Genomic DNA, 20952 nt, shown 5'->3' on the forward strand with positions numbered 1-20952 from the left:
CCCGAACCCGCACTCATCGCCGAACTCTCCCAACAGCACGGCGTCACCATGCTCCAACTCTCCGCCAGCCTCTTCAACTACCTCACCGACGAACACCCCAACGCCTTCACCACCGTCACCACCACCTACACCGGAGGCGAAGCCGCCTCCCCCACCCACATCCACCAACTCCACCAAACCTCACCCCACACCACCGTCATCAACGGCTACGGCCCCGCCGAATCCATGGGCTTCACCACCACCCACACCATCACCCCCACCACCCAACCCCACACCACCATCCCCATCGGCACCCCCCTCACCAACAAAAACACCTACATCCTCGACAACACTCTCCGCCTCTGCCCACCCGGCACCACCGGCCACCTCTACCTCACCGGCCACGGACTCGCCCACGGCTACCTCAACCGACCCGACCTCACCGCCACCACCTTCACCCCCAACCCCTACGGACCCCCCGGCACCCGCCTCTACCACACCGGCGACCTCGCCCACCACGACCACCACGGCCACCTCCACTACGACGGCCGCGCCGACAACCAGGTGAAGATCCGCGGCTTCCGCGTCGAGCCCAGTGAGGTCGAGGCCGCGCTCCTCGCCCACCCGCAGATCACCCAGGCCGCCGTCACCACCCACCGCGACCAGCTCTCCGCCTATGTGGTCAGCGGTTCCGCGGCCATGGAGGACGTCCGCCGTCACCTCACCGACCGGCTGCCCGAGCACCTCGTTCCCACGTACCTCACCCCGCTCGACCGGCTCCCGCTCACGCCGAACGGGAAGATCGACAAACGTGCCCTTCCCGAGCCGGCGGCGGTCGTCTCCGCCGGGGGCCGGGCGCCGCGCACGCCGCTCGAAGAGACGCTGGTCGGCCTCTTCACCCGCACGCTGGGTGCGGGTGAGGCGCTGAGTATCGATGACGACTTCTTCCACCACGGCGGCCATTCCCTCCTGGGTGCCCGCCTCACCAACCACATCGCCGTGGCCCTCGACGTCCGGCTCACCGTCCGCGACGTCTTCGAGCACCCGACGCCCGCCCGGCTCGCCGAGCACATCACCGCGCTGAAGACCGCGCCGGCCGCCCCCAAGAAGGCCCGGCCCACCCTCCGCCGTCGCACCGAGACAGAACGGATCAGCTCATGACCACCTCCCCGGCCCCCGCACCCGAAGACGTCGTCTGGGACCTCCCCGGTGACACCCCGCACCGCCTGTCGCTGCTGGTGCTTCCGCACGCCGGAGGCAACGCCCACGCCTACGGCGGCTGGCGCGAGCACCTGCCGGCCGATGTGCGGCTGCTCATCGGCCAGTACCCGGGGCGTGGCGCCCGCTACTGCGAGGAGCTGCCCCTGTCCGTGGACGACCTGGCGCAGCCGGTGGTGGACTCGCTGCCGGCCGACACCGGGGAGCTGGTGGTGTTCGGGCACAGCATGGGGTCCCTGGTCGCCTTCGAGGTGACCCGTGCGCTGCGCGCCGCCGGCCGCACCCCGCGCGGGCTGATCGCCTCCGCGTGCCGGGCGCCGGTGCTGCCCAACCAGTGCCCGGTGCACCCGGAGCGACTGGACGACGACCAATTGGTCGCGGCCATCAAGGAGCGCGGCGGCACGGACGACGGCATCCTGGACGACCCGGAGCTGCGCGAGATCGTGCTGCCGTCCATCCGGGCGGACTTCGCGATCGACGACGCCTACCGGTGCACCGCCCCGGACGCCCGGCTGGACTGCCCGGTCGCCGTGTTCGGCGGGGACGCCGACCCGATCGTCCCGGCGGAGATGCTCGGCGGCTGGTCGCAGGTGACCGGCGACGAGGTCGTGCCGCAGGTACTGCCCGGCGACCACTTCTACTTCCAGCAGGACCTGCCAGGCTTCTTCGCCCGCCTGAACCCGGTCCTCGACGCCCTGCGCGAGTCCGCGTCCGCCGCCGCGTCCGCGTAACCCCACCCCGCCGAACTCCACTCAAGGAAGAGGAACCCATCGTGACCGCTCTCGCCCAGCCGCCCGCCACCACCGGTATCGCCCCCGTCCGGGAGCCCGGCAAGCCGGCGATCGTCCACACGCCGGAGTTCGCCACCATGGCGCAGGCCACCGCCTGGCTGACCGCTCAGCGGCCCGCGATCCAGGCGGAGTTGCACCGGTCCGGGGCGGTCATGCTGCGCGGCCTGCCGGTGACCGACGCGGCGACGTTCGCCTCGGCTCGTGACGCGCTCGTCGCGGAGCGGGCCGGCTACAAGGAGAAGGCGACCCCGCGCACCGACTTCGGGGAGGGTGTCTTCTCCTCCACGGACCTGCCGGCCGTCCAGCCGATCCGGCTGCACAACGAGAACAGCTACACCCTCGACTTCCCCGGCGTGCTGCTCTTCGGCTGCGTCACCGCCCCCGAGACGGGCGGCGCCACCACCGTGGGTGACATGCGCGCCGCCCTGGCCATGCTGCCGCCGGAGCTGACCGCGCGGTTCGCGGAGGCGGGCTGGCTGCTGGTGCGCAACTACTCCGACCTGGCGGGCATGCCGTGGCGCAAGGCGTTCTCCTCGGACGAGCCGGCGGGTGCCGAGGAGTACTGCGACGCGCACGCCATCGGCTACGAGTGGCTGGACGAGGACACGCTGCGTACCCGTCAGCGCCGGTCGGCGATCATCACGCACCCGGTGACCGGTGAGCGGTCCTGGTTCAACCACTTCGCGTTCTGGAACGCCCGCACCCTCGACGAGGACGTCCGCGAGGTGCTGGTCGACACCTTCGGTGCGGACGGGCTGCCGTTCAACACCTACCTCGGTGACGGCACCGCCCTCACCGACGCCGAGGTGGACGCAGTCAACGAGGTGTACCAGGCGGTGACCGTGCGGGAGAGCTGGCAGGCCGGCGATCTGATGCTGGTCGACAACATCCTCTGCGCGCACGGCCGCGAGGCGTTCACGGGTGACCGGAAGATCCTCGTCGCCATGGGTGAGCCGGTGCCGCTGTCCGACTGCTCCCCGGCCTCCGCCCCCTCCACCACCCTGTACGGAAAGTGAGCCCCGCCATGACCGCCGTACTCCCCGAGCGCGTCGCCGCCGCCCCGGCCCCGAAGGCCGCGACCGCCCACCCGGCCGGCTGCCCCTGCGCCGCGTGCGCCCAGGCCGGGACCGGCGCGGCCGACCTGATGGCCCGGCTCGCCGCCGTACCGGGTGACCGCACCGCCGTCGTCGCCGACGGCCAGGAGCTGAGCTTCGGCCGGCTCCGCGAGCGGGCCTCGGCGTTCGCCGCCGGGCTGGCCGGGCTCGGCGCCGGGCCGGAGAGCGTCGTCGCGCTGTGCCTGCCGCGCGGCGCCGGCCTGGTCACCGCGATCATCGGCACCCTCACGGCGGGCGCCGCCTACCTGCCGGTCGACCCGGCGCTGCCCGAGGAGCGGCGCCGCCTGCTCATCGAGGACTCGGGCGCCGACCTCGTGGTCACCAACGGCACCGGCCCGGCCCTCCCCGGCCCCCGCGCGGTCACCGTCGGCGAACTGACGGCCTCCCGGGGCGGGGCGGCCACCGCCTACGCGCCGGTGCCGGTCGACCCCGACACGCTCGCCTACGTCATCTACACCTCCGGCTCCACCGGCCGGCCCAAGGGCGTGGAGATCGGGCGCGGCGCGGCCTCGCTGCTGCTGCGCGAACTGGAGGACGCGGGCGCGGCGCGCGGCGAGGGCCGGCGGGTCGGCTGGAACGCCTCGCCCTCGTTCGACGCGTCGGTCCAGCAGTGGGTGCGGCTGTCGCGCGGCGACACGCTGGTGATGATCGACGAGGAGACCCGCCGCGACCCGGCCCTGCTGGCCGCCTTCATCGACGAGCGGGGCCTCACCGACCTCGACATCACCCCGTCGCACGCCGAGCCGCTGCTCGACCTGCTCACCCCGGACGGCGGCCCCCGCCCGCTGACCCTGCTGGTCGGCGGCGAGGCGATCGGCCCGGCGCTGTGGGACCGGCTGGCCGCCGCCCACCGCTCCGGTCTGCTGCGCGCGGTGAACGTGTACGGGCCCACCGAGTGCACCGTCGACGCCACCGCCGGCTGGATCGAGGAGCCGGGCGAGCCGCACATCGGTGCCGTGCTCCCGGGGCTGCGGATGCGGCTGCTGGACGAGCGGCTGTCGCCGGTCTCCCCCGGTGAGGCGGGCGAACTGTATCTGGCGGGGCCCCGGGTCGCCCGCGGCTACCGTCGCAGCCCGTCCCTGACGGCCCAGCGGTTCGTCGCGGACCCGTTCGGCGCGCCCGGCGAGCGGATGTACCGCACCGGGGACCGCTGCCGGCTGCTGGCGGACGGCCGGCTCGTCCACCTGGGCCGGCTCGACGGGCAGGTGAAGCTGCGCGGTCACCGTATCGAGGTGCAGGAGATCGAGGCCGCTCTCACCCGGGCCGGCGGCGCCGCCGAGGCCGCCGTGGTCCTGGGCGAGGACGCCGGGGGCAGCCCCTGCCTGATCGCCTATCACCGGGGCGGGGACGCCGAAGCGCTGCGTACCGCCGTGGCGGCCGCACTGCCGGCGTACATGACGCCGTCCGCGTTCGTCGCCGTCGACCGGTTCGCGACCACCCCCAGCGGCAAGCTCGACCGCTCCGCGCTGCCGGCCAGGATCGAGGCGGCCGGACCCGCCGGGGCGCCGCCCGAGGGCGACGGCGTCGAGGGGCGGGCCGAGGAACTGATCGCCCGGGTGTGGGCGCAGGTCCTGGGCGCGGCGTCGATCGGCCCCGACGACAACTTCTTCAAGCTCGGCGGCCACTCGCTGCTCGCCATCAAGCTGGTCTCCCGCGTACGGGCGGAACTCTCCCTGGCCCTGCCCGTGAAGGCGGTCTACGCCAACCCCAGGCTCCGCGACCTCGCCGCCCACATCGAGGAGTTGCTGGCCGCCAAGGATGGCTGAGCCGCGCCCGGCCCCCGTCACCGGCCCGTTGACCCGCCCGCCCCCGTCATCCCCGAGGAGCAGCAACCGTGATCCCCCTCTCGTACGCGCAGCACCGGCTGTGGTTCCTGAACCGCCTCGAAGGCGCGTCGGCCGCCTACAACGCGCCCGTCGTGCTGCGGCTCGACGCGATGCCCGACCGGCCGGCCCTGGAGGCGGCGGTGCGTGACGTGGTGGAGCGCCACGAGGTCCTCCGTACGGTCTACCGGTCCGTGGACGGGGAGCCGTACCAGCACATCGTCGGCGATCCCGGCGTGCGGCTGGAGACCGAGGAGTGCGCCCCCGGAGACGAGGTGGACGCGCGGGTCACCGCCTTCGTGCGCCTCCCCTTCGACGTCACCCGTGACCTGCCGCTGCGGGCCCGGTTGTTCACCGTGGGCGACGGGACCGCCGTGCTGGCCCTGCTGGTGCACCACATCGCCACCGACGGCTGGTCCGTCGGCTGCCTGCTCAACGACCTCGACCGGGCCTACCGGGCCCGGACCGAGGGCCGCGCCCCCGGATGGGAACCACTGCCCGTCCAGTACGCGGACTACGCGTTGTGGCAGCGGGACATGCTCGGAGACCCCGGCGATCCCGACAGCACGGCCCATGAACAGCTCTCCCACTGGCGGGCGGCGCTGGACGGCGTACCGGCCGCGACCCGGCTGCCCGCCGACCGCCCGCGCCCCGTCGAGCCCAGCCACCGGGGAGCCCTGGTCACCACCCGCCTCGGTGCCGACGCCCACAAGGCGCTCGCCGGCACCGCCCGCGCCCACCGCGCCACGTTCTTCATGACCGCGCGGGCCGCCCTCTGTGTCGCCCTGCGGGCGGCCGGGGCACAGGCGGACGTGGTGGTGGGGACGCCGGTCGCGGGCCGGCCTGAGGAGGATCTGCACGACCTCGTCGGATTCTTCGTCAACTCCCTCGCGCTGCGCGCCGATCTGTCCGCCGACCCGGACCTCGGCACGCTCCTGGACCAGGTCCGGGAACGGGACCTGGCCGCCATGGCCCACGAGGACCTGCCGTTCGACCTGCTGGTCGAGGATCTCGACCCGGAACGGTCGCTCGGACTGCACCCCTTCTTCCAGGTGATGCTGACCACGCAGACCGCACAGGACACCGCCTGCCGGCTCGGTGCCGTATCCGGCACCCTGGACGCCGCGGACCTGGCCACCGCCAAGTTCGACCTCAGCTTCAACTGTGCCGAGACGTACCGCCCCGACGGCGAACCCGACGGGGTACTGCTCGGCCTCCAGTACGCGACCGACCTGTACGACGAGGAGACCGCGCACCTGCTCCTCGCCCTGTTCCAACGGGCGTTGACCGCCTACGCCGAGCAGCCGGCCGGCACACCGCTGAGCCGGACCGGTCTGCTCTCCGCCTCGGAACGCGAGGCCCTCGACCGCCGCCACGAGGCCCTGACCCGGGCCGAACAGCGGAGCGCCGCCACCCCCGGCGACCCGCGGGACGGCAAGGACGCGCGCACCCGCTCGGCGGCCGACCCCCGCGAGGAGATCCTTCGCGGCCTGTTCGCCGAGGTCCTGGGGCGCGACGAGGCGGGGCCCGACGACAGCTTCTTCAAGCTGGGCGGGCACTCCCTGCTCGCGGGGAAGCTCACCAACCGCATCCGCAAGGCGCTGGGCGTCCAGGCCGCCATCCGCGATGTCTTCCTGGCCCCCACCCCGGCCCGGCTGCTGCGCCGGCTGGACGAGCAGGGCGAAGCGGCCGTGCGGCCGCCGCTGCGTCCGGTGCCCGCCGCCCTGCGGCCGGCCCGGCTCCCGCTCTCCGCGGCGCAGCAACGGCTCTGGTTCGTCGACCAGTTGGAAGGGCCGAGCGCCACCTACAACATCCCGGTGGTGACCCGGCTGCGCCGCCCGGTCGGCCGGGCCGCCTTCGCCGCCGCCCTCGGCGATGTCGTACGCCGGCACGAGGTGCTGCGCACGGTGCACAGGTCGGCTGACGGCGAGCCGTACCAGGAGGTACTCGGTCACGCCGAGCCGGTGCTGGAGGTGGTGCGGACGGACGGGCCGGAGGAGTTGCGTGCCGCCGTGGACGCGGCGGCCGGTCATGTCTTCGACCTCGCCGCCGAGATCCCCTTCCGGGCCTGGCTCCTGGAGGACAGCGGCGGTGACCAGGTGATGGTCCTGCTGGTGCACCACATCGCCGGGGACGGCTGGTCCACCGGCTGCCTCCTCGCCGATCTCGCCGCCGCCTACGCGGCCCGCGCCGAGGGCCGGGCCCCCGGGTGGCAGCCGCTTCCCGTCCAGTACGCCGACTACACCCTCTGGCAGCACGAGCTGCTCGACGGTGGGCAGGGCGTCGCCGCCGAGCAGCTCGCGTACTGGCGCACCGCGCTCGACGGGATGCCGCCGCTGCTCGCGCTGCCCACCGACCGGCCGCGCGGGCCCGAGCCGGACGGCCGGGGCGCGCTCGCCCCGTTCGAGGTGAGCGCCGAGACCCACCGGGCGCTGCTGGCGTGCGCGCGGCGCGGCGGGGTCACCCTGTTCATGGTGGTACAGGCCGCGCTCGCCGCCCTGCTCAGCCGGCACGGCGCGGGCGACGACCTGGCGATCGGGACCACGGTCGCCGGCCGGGCCGACGAGGCGCTGCATCCTCTCGTCGGGTTCTTCGTCAACACGCTGGTGCTGCGCACCGACACCTCGGGCGACCCCGCCTTCACGGAGCTGGTGCGCCGGGTCCGCGACGCGGGCCTGGCCGCGTACAGCCACCAGGACCTGCCGTTCGACCGGCTGGTCGAGCACCTGAGCCCGCACCGGTCGACCGCGCACGCCCCGCTCGTGCAGGTGATGCTCCAGGTGCACGCGGCGGAGGCCGGCGGGGCGTCGGCCGCCCCGTCGGCGCTGGACGGCGAGCCGCTGGCCTTCCGGGGCGCCGGCGCCAAGTCGGACCTCACCTTCGCGCTCACCGAGACCGTCGGCCCCGACGGGTCGCGGACCGGGCTGCGGGGCGTCCTGGAGTACGCCACCGCGCTGTACGACGCGGACACGGCCCGCCTGCTGGCGCGGCGCCTCGCCGAGACCCTCGACGCGTTCGCCGCCGACCCCGAAGCACCGCTCTCCGCGCTGCGGTTGGGTCCGGCCGCGTCCGGCGACGGCGGCCGGGAGGTCGTCCTCGACGCGCAGGGGCGCCGCACCCCCGTCCGCGTGCCGGGCGAGGTGCACGAGCCGGCCGCCGGCGGCGGGCTGCGGGCCACGGGGCGGCGCGCCTACCGGGACGCGGACGGCGTTCTGCGGCCCGTCGCCACGCAGACCGTCAACGGCTACCCGGTCGAGCCCGGCCATGTCGAGGGCGTCCTCACCCGGCACCCGGCGGTGACCGGCGCGCGCGCCCTCGTCCGTGAAGGACGGCTGCTCGCCCTCGTCACCTGCGCCCCGGGCACGCCGCCCGCCGAGAGCGCGCTGCGCGCCTGGGCGGCCGAGCGGCTCCCCGAGTACCTGGCGCCGGCCCGGGTGGTGCGGACGGCCTGGCTGCCGGGGCCCGGCGAGGACCCGGCCGTCCTTCCGGAGGAGGACGCGCCCGCGCCGGGGCCAGGTACCGACGGCCGGCTGCTGGGTCTCTTCCGCGATGTGCTGGGCGGCCGGGACATCGGGGCGGACGACAACTTCTTCAAGTCCGGGGGCCATTCACTGCTGGCGGTGCGGCTGCTGAACCGCATCCGCAGCGAGTTCGGGCAGGACCTCACCCTGCGCGACGTGTTCCGCAACCCGACGGCGGCCACCCTCTCGCAGCGTCTGGCCGGGGCCGTCGCCGACGGGATCGAGCCGGAGAGCGCCGGTCCCGCCCCGAAGCTGCGCCGCCGCACCCGGGCGGGCGCCCGCCGGGGCTGACGGGGGGCTGACGGGGGGCGGGGGCACGGAGCGGCAGCTCCGCGCCCCCGCTTTCTGCCGCCCGGAGCTGCCGGGCCGACTGCCGTGGGGCGAGGCCCTGGGCCCCTAGCGTGAAGACACGGAGGCGAGAGGAACCGTTCGCCCCGGTCTCTCGCCTCGACAGAAGGAAAGCCCAGGATGCCCCCCATCGGAACGGAAGACCTGCTGGACGGCGGTCCCTCTCCCTCGCCCGCCCCTCCGGTGCTCGATCTCATCGCCCACCAGGCGCGTACCCGGCCCGACGCGGTTGCCCTGGTCCACGACGGCACCCGCCTGACGTACGGCGGGCTCGCCGGCGCCGTACGGGAGCGGGCCCGCGCGCTGGCCGCCGAAGGGGCCGCTCCGGGGCGCCTGGTGGCCCTGCACCGGCCGCGCGGGATCGACGCGGTCGTCGGTCTCCTCGCCGTCCTCGCCACGGGTGCCGCCTACCTTCCTCTCGACATCCAGGCCCCCGACGCCCGGAACGAGGCCATCCTCAAGGCGGGCTGCGGCGACCTGGCGCCCACGCCCGCCGAGGTGGCCCGCAGCGGCGAACTCGTCCTGCCCGGCCCCGGCGCACCGGCCGGCGCCGCCTACGTCATCTACACGTCCGGGTCGACCGGCACCCCCAACGGCGTGGTCGTCGCCCACGACTCGCTCGCGCACTTCATCGCGGGCGCCACCCCCGCGTACGGCATCGGCCCCGACTCCCGTGTCCTGCAGTTCTCGCCGCTGCACTTCGACGCCAGCGTGCAGGAGGTGTTCGCCACCCTCGGCGCCGGCGGCACCCTGGTCCTGCGTACGGACGACATGCTGGACGTACGCGATCTGCTGGCCGGCTGCGCGCGCCACGGGATCACCCTGCTCGACCTGCCGGCCGCCTACTGGCACGAGCTGGTGCACGTCCTGACCACCGGCTCGGTCCGGCTGCCCGGCTGCCTGGACACGGTGATCATCTACGGGGAGGCGGCGCTGCCCGAGCGGGTCGCCCAGTGGCGGGAGCTGACCGGGGAGCGGGTGCGGCTGCTCAACGCGTACGGGCCGACCGAGACCACGGTGGTCGCCACGGTCGCCGACCTCACCCGCCACGCCGGGGGCCCCGTCCCCATCGGCCGGCCGCTGCCCGGTGTCCGCGCCGCCGTGGTCTCCGGTGAGCTGTGGCTGCTCGGCGGCGGCCTGTCCCGGGGCTACCTGAACAACCCGGAGCTGAACGCCCGCCGCTTCACGGAGCTGGACGGCGAGCGCGCCTACCGCACCGGGGACCTGGTGGAGATCGGCGGGGACCGGCAGATCCTCTACCACGGCCGGCTCGACGACGAGGTGAAGATCGGCGGGCAGCGCATCGACCCGGCCGCCGTCGACTCCGTCCTGTCGGGTCACCCCAAGGTCCGTGAGGCCGCCGTCGTCGCCCAGCCGGACCCCGACGGCGTCAAACGGCTCGTCGCTTTCGTCGTCACCGAGGGCGGTGTCGGCGCCGAGGAGCTGCGCGCCCTGGTTCGCGAGCGCATGCCGGCCGCCGCCGTGCCGGCCGCCGTCGGCATCGTCGCCGCGCTGCCCCGTACCAGCTCCGGGAAGATCAACCGCAAGGCGCTGCGGACCACCGACCCGCGCCTGCCGGTCGTCCACGAGGAGCCGCTGCCCGCCGATGACCGGGTGCCGCTCTCCCACGCGCAGCGAAGGCTGTGGCTGCTCGACCAGCTCGACGGCCCGTCCTGCGCGTACAACATGCCGATCGTGCTGGAGCTGGACGGTGTGCCGGACCGGGCGGCGCTGGCCGCCGCCGTCACCGACCTCGTGGAGCGCCACGAGGTGTTGCGTACGGTCTTCCTCGCCCCGGAGGAGGAGCCCTACCAGCACGTCCTGGCCCCGACCGTGGTGCGCGCCCGGACCGTCGCGTGCCCGGCCGCCGAACTGCGGGACCGGGTGGCGGAGTTCACGGCCGAGACCTTCGACCTGTCGCGGGAACTGCCGTTGCGGGTCGCGCTGTTCGTGCCCGAGGGCGAGGCGGGTGACGGTCCGGCGGCCGTGCTGGCGGTGCTGCTCCACCATGTGGCGGGCGACGGCTGGTCCCTGGCCCCGCTCATGAACGACCTGGCCGCCGCCTACGCCGACCGCGCCGACGGCCGTACGCCCCAGCGGGAGCCGCTTCCCGTCCAGTACGCCGACTACACCCTCTGGCAGAACGAGGTCCTCGGCACCGCCGACGACCCGGAAGCGGCGGTCTCGCGCGGCCTCGCCCACTGGCGCGACGCGCTCGCCGGTCTGCCCCCGGTCACCGACCTGCCGCTGGACCGCCCCCGTCCCGCCGTGCCGGACCATCGCGGCGGCCTGGTCACCACGCGCCTCGAACCGGCGGCGCACACCCGGCTGGTCCGGCTCGCCGACGCCCGCGGCGCGAGCATGCTGATGGTCCTTCAGGCGGCCCTCGCGCTGGCTCTGCGCGCGGCCGGCTGCGGGGACCGGGTGGCCCTCGGCACCCCGGTGGCGGGCCGGGACGACGAAGCGCTCGGCGCCCTGGTCGGGTTCTTCGTCAACACCCTGGTCCTGCCGACCGACACCTCCGGCGACCCGGCGTTCACCGAGCTGCTGGAGCGGGTACGCGACACCGACCTCGCCGCCTACACCCACCAGGGCCTCCCCTTCGATCTCTTGGTGGAGCACCTGAACCCGCCGCGCACGCCCGGGGTGCACCCGCTCTTCCAGACGATGCTCACGCTGCGCACCGCCGCCCCCGCCGACGCCCCCTTCGCCTTCGGCGGCCTGACCGGCCGGTTCACGGCGGACGCCCCCGCGACGACCAAGTTCGACCTCACGGCCGCGTGCGTGGAGCACCGGGAGGCCGACGGAACCCCCGCCGGTCTGGAACTCGGCCTGGAGTACGCGCGCGACGTCCTCGACGAGGAGACCGCCCGCCTTCTCCTGGGCGCCCTGGAACGGGCCCTGCTGACGGCCGCCGACCGGCCCGCCGCGCCCGTCACCGACACGGCGCTGCTCGGGGCCGACGAGCGCGGGTCCCTGGACGAGCGGCGTACGCGCACCGCGGCTCTCGCCGCCCGGCAGGCCGCCGACGCCGGGGCGGCCGCGCCCGCCGGGGGCGGGGCGGACTCGGAGCACGTCGACACCCTGCGGGAGATGTTCGCGGAGATCCTGGGCATCGACCGGGTCGGCCCGCACGAGGGGTTCTTCACGATCGGCGGGCACTCCATGAGCGGGGTGCGCCTCGCCAACCGCATCCGGGCCCGTCTGGGCGCCGACGTCCATGTGCGCGATCTGCTGCTGGCCCCGACCCCGGCCGCCCTGGCCCGCCGCATCGCGGACGCACGGGCCGCCGAGGGCGCGGACCCCGGTGCGCCGCCCGCGCTCACCGCCCGCGCCGACCGGCCCGACCGGCTTCCGCTCTCCTTCGCGCAGCGCCGGCTCTGGTTCATCGACGCGCTCGAAGGGCCCAGCGCCTCCTACAACATCCCTCTGGTGCTGCGCCCGGCCGCGCCCCTGGACGCCGATGTCCTCGCCCGCGCGCTCGCCGACCTGGCGTCGCGCCACGAGGTGCTGCGTACCCGCTACCGGTCGGTCGACGGGGAGCCGCACCAGGAGGTCCTGGCCGCCGCGCGGCCCGTGCTCGATGTCCGGACCGTGCCGGCCGAGGGGTTCCGGGCCGCCGTGGCGTCGGCCGCCGGTCATGTCTTCGACCTGGCCGAGGAGATCCCGCTGCGGGCGGCCCTGCTCACCCCGGACGACGGCGGCGGCCAGATGCTCGTCCTGCTCGTCCACCACATCGCCGCCGACGGCTGGTCCACCGGTCCGCTCCTGGCCGACCTCACCACCGCCTACGCCGCCCGCGCCGAGGGCCGCGCACCGGGGTGGCGGCCTCTTCCCGTCCAGTACGCCGACTACACGCTGTGGCAGCGGGAGCTGCTGGACGGACCGGCGGCGCGGGACCACCTGGCCTTCTGGGAGCGGGCTCTCGCCGGCGCCCCGCCCGTCCTCGAACTGCCCGCCGCCCGGCCGCGCCCCGCCGAGGCCACCCACCGCGGCGGCCACGCGCCGCTCACCGTCGACGCCGCCACCCACCGGGCGCTTGAGGAACTGGCGCGGCGCAGCGGTGCCACGCTGCTCATGGTGGTGCAGGCAGCCCTGGCCGCCGTCCTCACCCGGCACGGCGCCGGCACCGATCTGCCGCTGGCGACCATGACGGCGGGCCGCGACGACGAGGCCCTGAGCGATCTGGTCGGCTTCTTCGTCAACACCCTGGTCCTGCGCACCGACACCTCCGGCGACCCGGCGTTCACCGAGCTGCTGGAGCGGGTACGCGACACCGACCTCGCCGCCTACGCCCACCAGGGCCTGCCCTTCGACCGGATCGTCGAACACCTCAATCCGGTCCGCTCCACCGCCCACCACCCGCTGGCCCAGTTCGTCGTACAGCTCCACCACGACTACACCGCGCCCGCCGCCGAAGGGCCGGTGCTGCGCGCCGAGGCGGCCCCCCTGGAGTCCCTGTCCACCAAGTTCGACCTCACGCTCGCCCTGACGGAGCGGCTGGACGAGGCGGGGCGGCCGGCCGGTCTGGCGGGCGGACTCGAATACGCCACCGACCTGTTCGACACCGGGACGGCCGCCCTGCTCGCCGCGCACATCGAACGGTTGCTGCGCGCCGCCGCGGCCGACCCGGGGGTACGGATCGGTGCGGTGGACCTGCTCACCGACGGTGAACGGTTCCGGCTGGTCGCGGAGTACAACGACACGGCGACCGTGACGCGCGACCGGGCCACCGTCCACGAGGCCATCGCCCGCCGGGCCGCCCTCACCCCGGAGCTGGCCGCCCTGATCACCGACGGGGAGACCGTCGGCTACGGCGAACTCGACGCCCGTGCCGGCGCGCTGGCCGCCCGGCTGCGCGCGGCGGGGGTGCGCCGGGGCGACACCGTGGGGGTGCTGCTGGAGCGCGGGGCGGGGCTGGTGGTGACGGCGCTCGCCGTCCTCAAGTGCGGCGCCGCCTACCTTCCGCTGGACCCGGCGCTGCCCGCGGCCCGCGTCCGGCTGATGACCGAGGACGCGGGGGCACGGCTCGTCGCCACGGTCACCGGGCACGCTCAGGCGGCGGCACGTCCCGGGGGCCCGCCGGTCCTCCTGGTCGACGCGCCCGGCCCGCGGGGTGCGACGGCGGGGGACTCGGACGTGGCGGCCGGCGGGGACGACCTGATGTACGTGATGTTCACGTCCGGGTCGACCGGGCGCCCCAAGGGTGTCGGCGTCACCCATCGCAACGTGACGGAACTCGCCGCCGACCGCGACACGGCGGCGGGCGGTCCCCGGCGGATGCTGGTCCACTCCGCGACCGGGTTCGACGCGTCCGTCTTCGAGATGTGGGTACCGCTCCTGAACGGCGGGAGCCTGGTGATCATGCCGGGCGACGGCACCGACCTCGCCGAGACCGGCCGTACGGTCCGGGAGCACGGCGTCACCGCCGCCTACTTCACCGTGGGCCTGTTCCATGTGATGGCCGACGAGGCGCTGGACACGCTCCGGCTGCTGCGCGAGGTGTGGACGGGCGGCGACGTCGCCTCACCCGCCGCCGTCCAGCGGGTCCTGACGCACTGCCCGGACACCGTCCTGGTCCACTCCTACGGCCCCACCGAGACGACGTTCGCCTCGCACAACCAGTGGCTCACCGGCGGCCGGAGCGCCCTGGACGGAGCGGGGCTGCATCTGGGCCGGCCGATGGACAACACCCGCAGCCACGTCCTGGACGAGGCGTTGCGGCCCGTCGCCCCGGGGGTGCCCGGCGAGCTGTACATCGCCGGGGCGCACGTGGCGCGCGGCTACATCGGGCGCCCGGACCTGACCGCCGAACGGTTCGTGCCCGACCCGTTCGAGGCGGACGGCAGCCGCATGTACCGCACGGGCGACCGTGTGGTGTGGACGCCCGGGGGCCAACTGCGGTTCCTGGGACGGGCGGACGGGCAGATCAAGCTGCGCGGTGTGCGGATCGAGCCCGGTGAGGTGGAGCACGCGCTCGCCGCCCACCCCGCCGTCGGCCAGGCCCTCGCGGTGGTCCGGGAGGACCGGCCGGGCGAGCGGAGCCTCGTCGGTTACGTGGTGCCGCGCGCCGGGAGCGCGGTCACCGAGGCGGAACTACTCACCCTGGCCCGTGCGGCGCTTCCCGGGCATCTGGTGCCGTCGGCGGTCGTCGTCCTGGACGCCCTGCCGCTGACCGTCAACGGCAAGCCGGACCGCCGGGCGCTGCCCGCGCCGGACCGGCCTGCCGTGTCCCACCGGGCGCCGCGCAATGCCCGGGAGGAGGTGCTGTGCGGGCTGTTCGCGGAGATCCTGGGCGTGCCGGCGGTCGGTCTCGACGACAACTTCTTCGCGCTGGGCGGTCACTCGCTGCTCGGTGTGCGCCTGGTCAGCCGGGTGCGGTCGGTGCTGGGCGTGGACCGGTCCGTCCGCGACCTGTTCCGCTCGCCCACCCCGGCCGGGCTGCTCGGCTCGCACGACCACGACGGCACGGCCGGTGCCATGGGCGTCCTGCTCCCGCTGAGCGCCCGTGGTGCGCGGCGCCCGCTGTTCTGCGTGCACCCCGGCACCGGGGTCGGCTGGTCCTACGCCGGTCTCGCCCGCCACCTCGGCGACGACCAGCCGCTGTACGCCCTCCAGGCGCGCGCGCTCAGTGAGCCCGGCCACCGTCCGCGCACCGTCGAGGAGATGGCCGACGACTACCTGGAGCACATCCGGCAGGTCCAGCCCTGGGGCCCCTACCGGCTGCTCGGCTGGTCCTTCGGCGGGATCGTCGCCCACACCATGGCCGTACGGCTGCGCGCGGCCGGTCAGCGGGTCGAGCTGCTGGCGCTGATGGACGTGCACCAGACCGGACCGGGCAGCGTGTCGGTCCTGCCGCCCGAGGAGCGGCCGGTCTCCGGGACGCTCCCCGAGGAGGACCTGCCGGCCGCGGTGGAGCGCGTACGCCGGGAGGACCCCGTGCTCGGCGGCTTCAGCACCGAGGAGATCCGGGCCGTGCTGCGCGCCTCCGAGACCCACGCGGCCCTCATGGCCCGGCACACCCCCGGCGTCGCCGAGACGGACGCGGTCTTCTTCACGGCCCGCAGGCCCGGCGAACCGGAAGGCGCGCTTGCCGCCACCTGGAATCCGTTCCTGGACGGAATGGTCGAGAACCACATCGTGGAATCGAGCCATCTGCGGATGGCCGAGGAAGAACCTCTCGCACACATCGGAAGAATCATCGCGGAGAAACTCTCCGCACTGCAGGACAAGAGCCTGCGGGAAAACGAAACGAGGAGTTATTCATGAGCGACACCGTGAACCCCTTCGACAATTCCGAGGGCTCCTTCCACGTCGTGGTGAACGACGAGGGCCAGCACGCCCTGTGGCCGGACTTCGCCGACATCCCGGCCGGCTGGACCAGCGTGTGGGGCGCGGGTGACCGCTCCGCAGCGCTGGAGTACATCACCGCCAACTGGACCGACATCCGCCCCCGGAGCCTGGTCGCCCAGTACGCCTGACGCCCTCCCCCACCCTGTGCCGCGCCCCGCAGCTCCTGCGGGGCGCGGCCTTTCCGTATGCCTCGGAGCGGAATCCGAAAAGGCCGGACGAACAAGGCCGGCAAAGATTTCCGGACCCCGGTCCCGGGTGAATTACCGACCGGAAACTGCCGCCCGTTACTGCCGCTCGACTTCCGCCCGGAAACCGTCCGGAAAAATATGATCGAAGGCATGAAGATACTCCTGAGCGGAACTGCTTCGGACTCCCACACCTGGAACCTCGTGTATCTCGGGCTGTTCCTTGAGCAGCGGGGACACGACGTCGTCGCGCTGGGCCCCTGTGTGAGTCCCGGTCTGCTCACGGCCGCCTGTCGCCGGCATGCCCCCGACGTGGTCGTGCTCAGCAGCGTCAACGGCCACGGTTACCGGGACGCGCTCGCCGCGGTGCGCCGGCTGCGCGCCGAGCCGGATCTGGCCGCCCTGCCGGTGGCCGTCGGCGGCAAGCTCGGCGTCGCGGGCCGCTCCGGGGAGGCCGGCGCGGACCGGCTGCGCGAGGCGGGCTGCGACGCGGTGCTCGGTGACGGCGCCGGAGATCTGGAGACCCTGTGCGCCTTCCTGTCGGCCCGCGCCCGGGTGATGGCATGAGCGGCGCCCCGCGCCCGTTCGGCGCGTTCGTCGCGGACTCGGCCGCCGCCGGCCGGCTGGTCGTCCAGCCCCGCATGGGCTTCGGCGACCCGCGCGCCATGCGCACCGGCCTGGAGCGGACCAGGGCCGCCACCGCCACGACTGTCGGCACGCTCACCATCGACAGCTACACCCGCGTCGGCGATCTCGCCGCGGCGCGCGGCGCGCTCGACGAGGGCACCCGGCTCAACGGCTACCCCATCGCCACCCACCCCCTCGCCGTCACCCGCGCCCTGCTCGACGGTCTGCACGACGCCCGCTTCCCCGTCCAGGTCCGCCACGGCTCCGCCCGTCCGCAACCCATCGTCCGGGCCCTGGTCGCGGCCGGTCTCGACGCGACCGAGGGCGGGCCCGTCTCCTACTGCCTGCCCTACGGCCGCACCCCGCTGCGGGAGTCCGTCGCGGCCTGGGCCGAGGGCTGCGAGCTGCTCGCCGCGAGCGCGCGCCCCGGCTCCGTCCCGCACCTGGAGAGCTTCGGCGGCTGCCTGCTCGGCCAGCTCTGCCCGCCCGCCCTGCTCGTCGCGATGAGCGTGCTGGAGTGCCTGTTCTTCGCCCAGCACGGCCTGCGCAGCGTCTCGTTGAGCTACGCGCAGCAGACCGATCCGGGCCAGGACGAGGAGGCCGTAGGGGCGCTGCGCCGGCTGGCCGGTGAGCTGCTGCCGGCGGGCGTGGACCACCACGTCGTCCTCTACACGTACATGGGCGTCTACCCGCGTACCGAGCACGGCGCGACCCGCCTGCTCGAAGCGTCCGCCCGGCTCGCCGTGCGGTCCGGGGCGCAGCGGCTCCTCGTCAAGACGACCGCCGAGTCCCGCCGTATCCCCACCGTCGACGAGAACGTCCGCGCGCTGGAGACCGCCGCGGCGGCCGCCGCGCTCGCCGGACCGCCGTCCGCCCCGGCGGTCCGCGCGTCCGGGGGCGAGGTATACGCGCAGGCCCGCGCCCTGGTGGAGGCCGTCCTCGGTCTGCACTCCGACCTGGCCCGCGCGCTGCCGGCCGCCTTCGCCCGCGGGCTGCTCGACGTGCCGTTCTGCCTGCACCCCGACAACGCCGGCCGTTCCCGCAGCGTCATCGGCGCGGACGGGCGGCTGCGCTGGTCGGACACCGGGGCGATGCCGATCCGCCCCGACGCCCCGGCCGACTCCGCGCGGCTCACTGCGGACGGCCTGCTCACCGCCCTCCACCACATGGCCGTCCGCTACGACCGCGAGCCGTCCGGCCCCGTGGCCGCCCGGCCGCCCGACCGCCTGACCGCCTGACGACCCGCCCGACCGCCTGACCACCTCCCCGGCCCCTCCCCACCCCCGGCCACCGTCACGAACAGGAGCCCGTCATGGACCACACCCCGCAGCCCGGCCCCGCCCTGCCGCCCCCGCTCGGCGAACACCTGCGCTCCCCGCAGCTGCGCGCCGCCATGCTCGTCCAGCAGGAGGCCCTCCAGGCGGCCCGCGACCACCTGCGTCAGGAGGGCTTCACCGAACTGCTGCCGCCGCTCGTCGGACCCGTCACCGACCCGGGCGGCCGGGGTGCCAAGGCCCTGGACGTCGACTACTACGGCCGCCCGTACAAGCTGATGACCAGCGCCATCCTCTACAAGCAGGCGTCCCTGCGCGGCTTCCCGAAGCTGTTCTACATCGCGCCCAACGTGCGGGTGGAGCCGGAGGAGACCGCCACCACCGGGCGCCACCTGGTCGAGTTCCACCAGATCGACGTCGAGATGGCCGGCGCCGGCCGCGAGGAGGTGCAGGAGATCGCCGCCGGGCTGCTCACCCACGTCGCCGAGCACGTGTGGAGCACCGTCCCGGACATCCTCACCGGACTCGGGCGCCTGGAGACCGACTTCGCGGACATCCGCAGCGGCAAGTACGACGTGTGCACCCACCAGGAGGCCGTCTCCCGCCTGCTCGCCGCCGGTCATCCGCAGAGCCCGGACAGCGAGATCGACTGGACCGGTGAACGGCTGCTCTCCCTGGAGAGCGACCGCCCGTTCTTCGTCAACGACTACCCCAAGGGCTCGCGCGGCTTCTACGACCGCGAGGACCCCGACCGCCCCGGTGTGCTGCGCAACTTCGACCTCATCGCCCCGCACGGCTACGGCGAGCTGGTCTCCGGCAGCGAGCGCGAGTCGGACTACGCGACGATCGTCACCCGGATGCGGGAGAGCGGCGAGAACCCCGCCAAGTACGCCTGGTATCTGAAGGAGGCGCGCGAGGGCATCCCGGCCAGCGCGGGATTCGGCATGGGGCTTCAGCGCCTGGTCCGCTTCCTGACCGGGCTCGACTCCCTGTGGCAGGTCAGCGCCTACCCGAAGCTCCCCGGGGTGGTGGCCCCGTGAGCGCCCTCAGCGCACCCGGCTTCCCGGAACGGCAGATCCGCGCCCGCGCCCGGCGCGGCACCGCCGAGGTCTTCCCCGCCGCCGGCTCGTACGGCGCCGAACTCTTCGGGCCCGGCGCCGGTGCCGGCGCCGGTGCCGCCGACGCCCTGGACCGGGCCCGTATCGCCCCGCCCGTCTTCATGCCCGAGCGGCTCGAAAAGCTCATCGACCTGGCCCGCGAGCCCGAGTTCGGCGATGTCGACCTGACCACCCGGACCGGCGGCTTCGGCGCCTCGCTGCCGCTGTACCTGTCGGCGTTCGGGTCCACCCGGGCCGGCAGCGGCGACCTCGCCGTCCACGCGTCCCGGCAGGCCGGCCGGCTCGGCATCCCCATGGTCATCGGGGAGAACATGGTGCCCGTGCACGGCTACCGGCGCGGCGGGGACGCCACCCGCTCCGCCCTGCTCGACCGTATCGACGCCTACCTCGAAGCCGCGCCCGAGGGTGTCGGCGGGATCGTCGTCCAGCAGTCGACCGAGGACGCCGACTCCGAGGTCTGGAACCTCCTCTACAGCGACCCGGCCACCCGCCCGCTGCTCGAATCCGGGCGCCTGGCCTTCGAGTTGAAGACCGGCCAGGGCGCCAAACCGGGTCTCGGCGGCATGACCGTCGTCGCGGGCGCGGAGGCGGAGCAGCTGGCCGGCCGGTACACGGTCACCGAGGTGTTCGGTCCGGACGACGACCGCCGGCTGCGCTGCGCCACGCCCGGCACCTTCACCGACGAGATCCTGCGCCAGCAGCTGCGCTTCATGCGGAACAACTTCCCCAAGGCCCGGACCTGGGTGAAGTTCCATCCGGGGCGTGACATCGGGGACGCCGCCCGCACCGCCTGGGCCGCCGGAGCCGACGCCGTCACCGTGGACGGTGCGGAGGGCGGCACCGGCTGGGCGCCCCGCGTCTTCCTCGACCAGGTCGGCCTGCCGCTCGCCGAGTGCCTGCGCCGGATCGGCCGCCCCGATGGCTGCCTGCTCGCGAGCGGGGGCATGTGGGAGGGCGGCCGTGCCGTGCGCGCACTCGCCCTCGGCGCCCGCGCCGTCGGCCTGGGGCGTGCCGCTCTGGTCGCCGTGGACGAGGACCCGGAACACGGCCTGGAGCGCCTCGTCGAGAGCGTCGCCCTCGAACTGCGCCTGCTGATTGGCGCACTGGGCAAGTACACCGTCACCGCGCTGGGCCCCGAGGACCTCTGGTGGCCCGACAGCCCCGACGCCGGGCGCTCCCCGCTCGGCTCCGCCCAGCCCGCCGTCGGAGCCGCGCCGTGACCGGGCGGCCGTACCGCCGGCGTGGCCGGGGCGTCCAGGCCCGGTTCCTGGTACGGGAGTTGCCCGGCATCACCGTGACCGCGGCCGAGGACGGCGTGCGGGACGCGGAGGGCCGGGGCTCCCTGGCCGACGCGGCCCGCCGCGCCGCCGAACGCGCCCTGGCCGAGGCGGGCCGGGGCTACCTCGGCGGCCGTCTGGAACTGCGCGCCCACGGGGGCGGGGTCCGCGGCCGGGGCGCCCTGCACCGTGCCGCCGGCCGCGCCGCCGCCCTGGCCGTCACCGCGACGCTGCGCGGCGACGACACCCAGGTCAGCGTCCGCGCCACCCGCCACTTCCGCTGAACCGCCCACCTCGTCGAGCCCCCTTCCCAGGAAGCCGAA

General features: G+C 74.8%; 12 protein-coding genes. All 12 read left to right on the forward strand.

All coding sequences use genetic code 11. From position 1 onward, the window contains the following. A partial coding sequence (locus B082_RS36675; RefSeq protein ID WP_018554564.1) for a non-ribosomal peptide synthetase occupies nt 1-1140 on the forward strand: 1140 nt, incomplete at its 5' end. Next, on the forward strand, nt 1137-1928 hold the full coding sequence (locus tag B082_RS0125195) for a thioesterase II family protein (RefSeq protein WP_018554565.1): 792 nt from the start codon (nt 1137-1139) through the stop codon (nt 1926-1928). The genes B082_RS36675 and B082_RS0125195, both read left to right, overlap by 4 nt. 41 nt (nt 1929-1969) lie before the next feature. Continuing rightward, on the forward strand, nt 1970-3004 hold the full coding sequence (locus B082_RS0125200) for a TauD/TfdA family dioxygenase (RefSeq protein WP_018554566.1): 1035 nt from the start codon (nt 1970-1972) through the stop codon (nt 3002-3004). An 8-nt stretch (nt 3005-3012) separates the two neighbouring features. Then, nucleotides 3013-4869, forward strand: a complete 1857-nt coding sequence (locus B082_RS0125205) for a non-ribosomal peptide synthetase (RefSeq protein WP_018554567.1) — start codon at nt 3013-3015, stop codon at nt 4867-4869. A 68-nt stretch (nt 4870-4937) separates the two neighbouring features. Continuing rightward, nucleotides 4938-8738, forward strand: a complete 3801-nt coding sequence (locus B082_RS0125210; protein ID WP_020573037.1) for a condensation domain-containing protein — start codon at nt 4938-4940, stop codon at nt 8736-8738. A gap of 177 nt (nt 8739-8915) precedes the next feature. Continuing rightward, a complete protein-coding gene (locus B082_RS0125215) occupies nt 8916-16064 on the forward strand; it encodes a non-ribosomal peptide synthetase (protein WP_018554568.1) in 7149 nt (2382 codons plus the stop codon). Then, a complete protein-coding gene (locus B082_RS0125220; protein WP_018554569.1) occupies nt 16061-16276 on the forward strand; it encodes an MbtH family protein in 216 nt (71 codons plus the stop codon). The genes B082_RS0125215 and B082_RS0125220 overlap by 4 nt, the downstream gene beginning before the upstream one ends. A 210-nt stretch (nt 16277-16486) precedes the next feature. Then, nucleotides 16487-16900: a cobalamin B12-binding domain-containing protein gene (locus B082_RS0125225; RefSeq protein ID WP_026250183.1), complete on the forward strand. Its 414-nt coding sequence runs from the start codon at nt 16487-16489 to the stop codon at nt 16898-16900. Further along, on the forward strand, nt 16897-18198 hold the full coding sequence (locus B082_RS36680) for a hypothetical protein (RefSeq protein WP_018554571.1): 1302 nt from the start codon (nt 16897-16899) through the stop codon (nt 18196-18198). Before B082_RS0125225 ends, B082_RS36680 begins: the two co-directional genes overlap by 4 nt. A gap of 74 nt (nt 18199-18272) precedes the next feature. After that, nucleotides 18273-19274 (forward strand): asparagine synthetase A, encoded by a 1002-nt coding sequence (locus tag B082_RS0125235; protein ID WP_018554572.1) that lies wholly within the window; start codon nt 18273-18275, stop codon nt 19272-19274. Continuing rightward, the gene (locus B082_RS0125240) at nt 19271-20572 is read left to right on the forward strand and encodes a glutamate synthase-related protein (RefSeq protein ID WP_018554573.1); all 1302 of its coding nucleotides are present in this window, start codon (nt 19271-19273) and stop codon (nt 20570-20572) included. The genes B082_RS0125235 and B082_RS0125240 overlap by 4 nt, the downstream gene beginning before the upstream one ends. Next, nucleotides 20569-20913 carry a hypothetical protein gene (locus B082_RS0125245; protein ID WP_018554574.1) on the forward strand — a complete coding sequence of 115 codons (345 nt, stop codon included), beginning with the start codon at nt 20569-20571 and terminating at the stop codon, nt 20911-20913. Before B082_RS0125240 ends, B082_RS0125245 begins: the two co-directional genes overlap by 4 nt. Nucleotides 20914-20952 lie beyond the last annotated feature (39 nt).

Origin of the sequence: Streptomyces sp. ATexAB-D23 (assembly GCF_000373645.1) — a bacterium.
Lineage (GTDB): Bacteria > Actinomycetota > Actinomycetes > Streptomycetales > Streptomycetaceae > Streptomyces > Streptomyces castrisilvae.

Coding starts and splice junctions, on each gene's coding strand:
- B082_RS0125195 (WP_018554565.1), top strand. CDS start 1,137: ATGACCACCTCCCCGGCCCCCGCACCCGAAGACGTCGTCTGGGACCTC.
- B082_RS0125205 (WP_018554567.1), top strand. CDS start 3,013: ATGACCGCCGTACTCCCCGAGCGCGTCGCCGCCGCCCCGGCCCCGAAG.
- B082_RS0125215 (WP_018554568.1), top strand. CDS start 8,916: ATGCCCCCCATCGGAACGGAAGACCTGCTGGACGGCGGTCCCTCTCCC.
- B082_RS0125220 (WP_018554569.1), top strand. CDS start 16,061: ATGAGCGACACCGTGAACCCCTTCGACAATTCCGAGGGCTCCTTCCAC.
- B082_RS0125225 (WP_026250183.1), top strand. CDS start 16,487: ATGAAGATACTCCTGAGCGGAACTGCTTCGGACTCCCACACCTGGAAC.
- B082_RS36680 (WP_018554571.1), top strand. CDS start 16,897: ATGAGCGGCGCCCCGCGCCCGTTCGGCGCGTTCGTCGCGGACTCGGCC.
- B082_RS0125235 (WP_018554572.1), top strand. CDS start 18,273: ATGGACCACACCCCGCAGCCCGGCCCCGCCCTGCCGCCCCCGCTCGGC.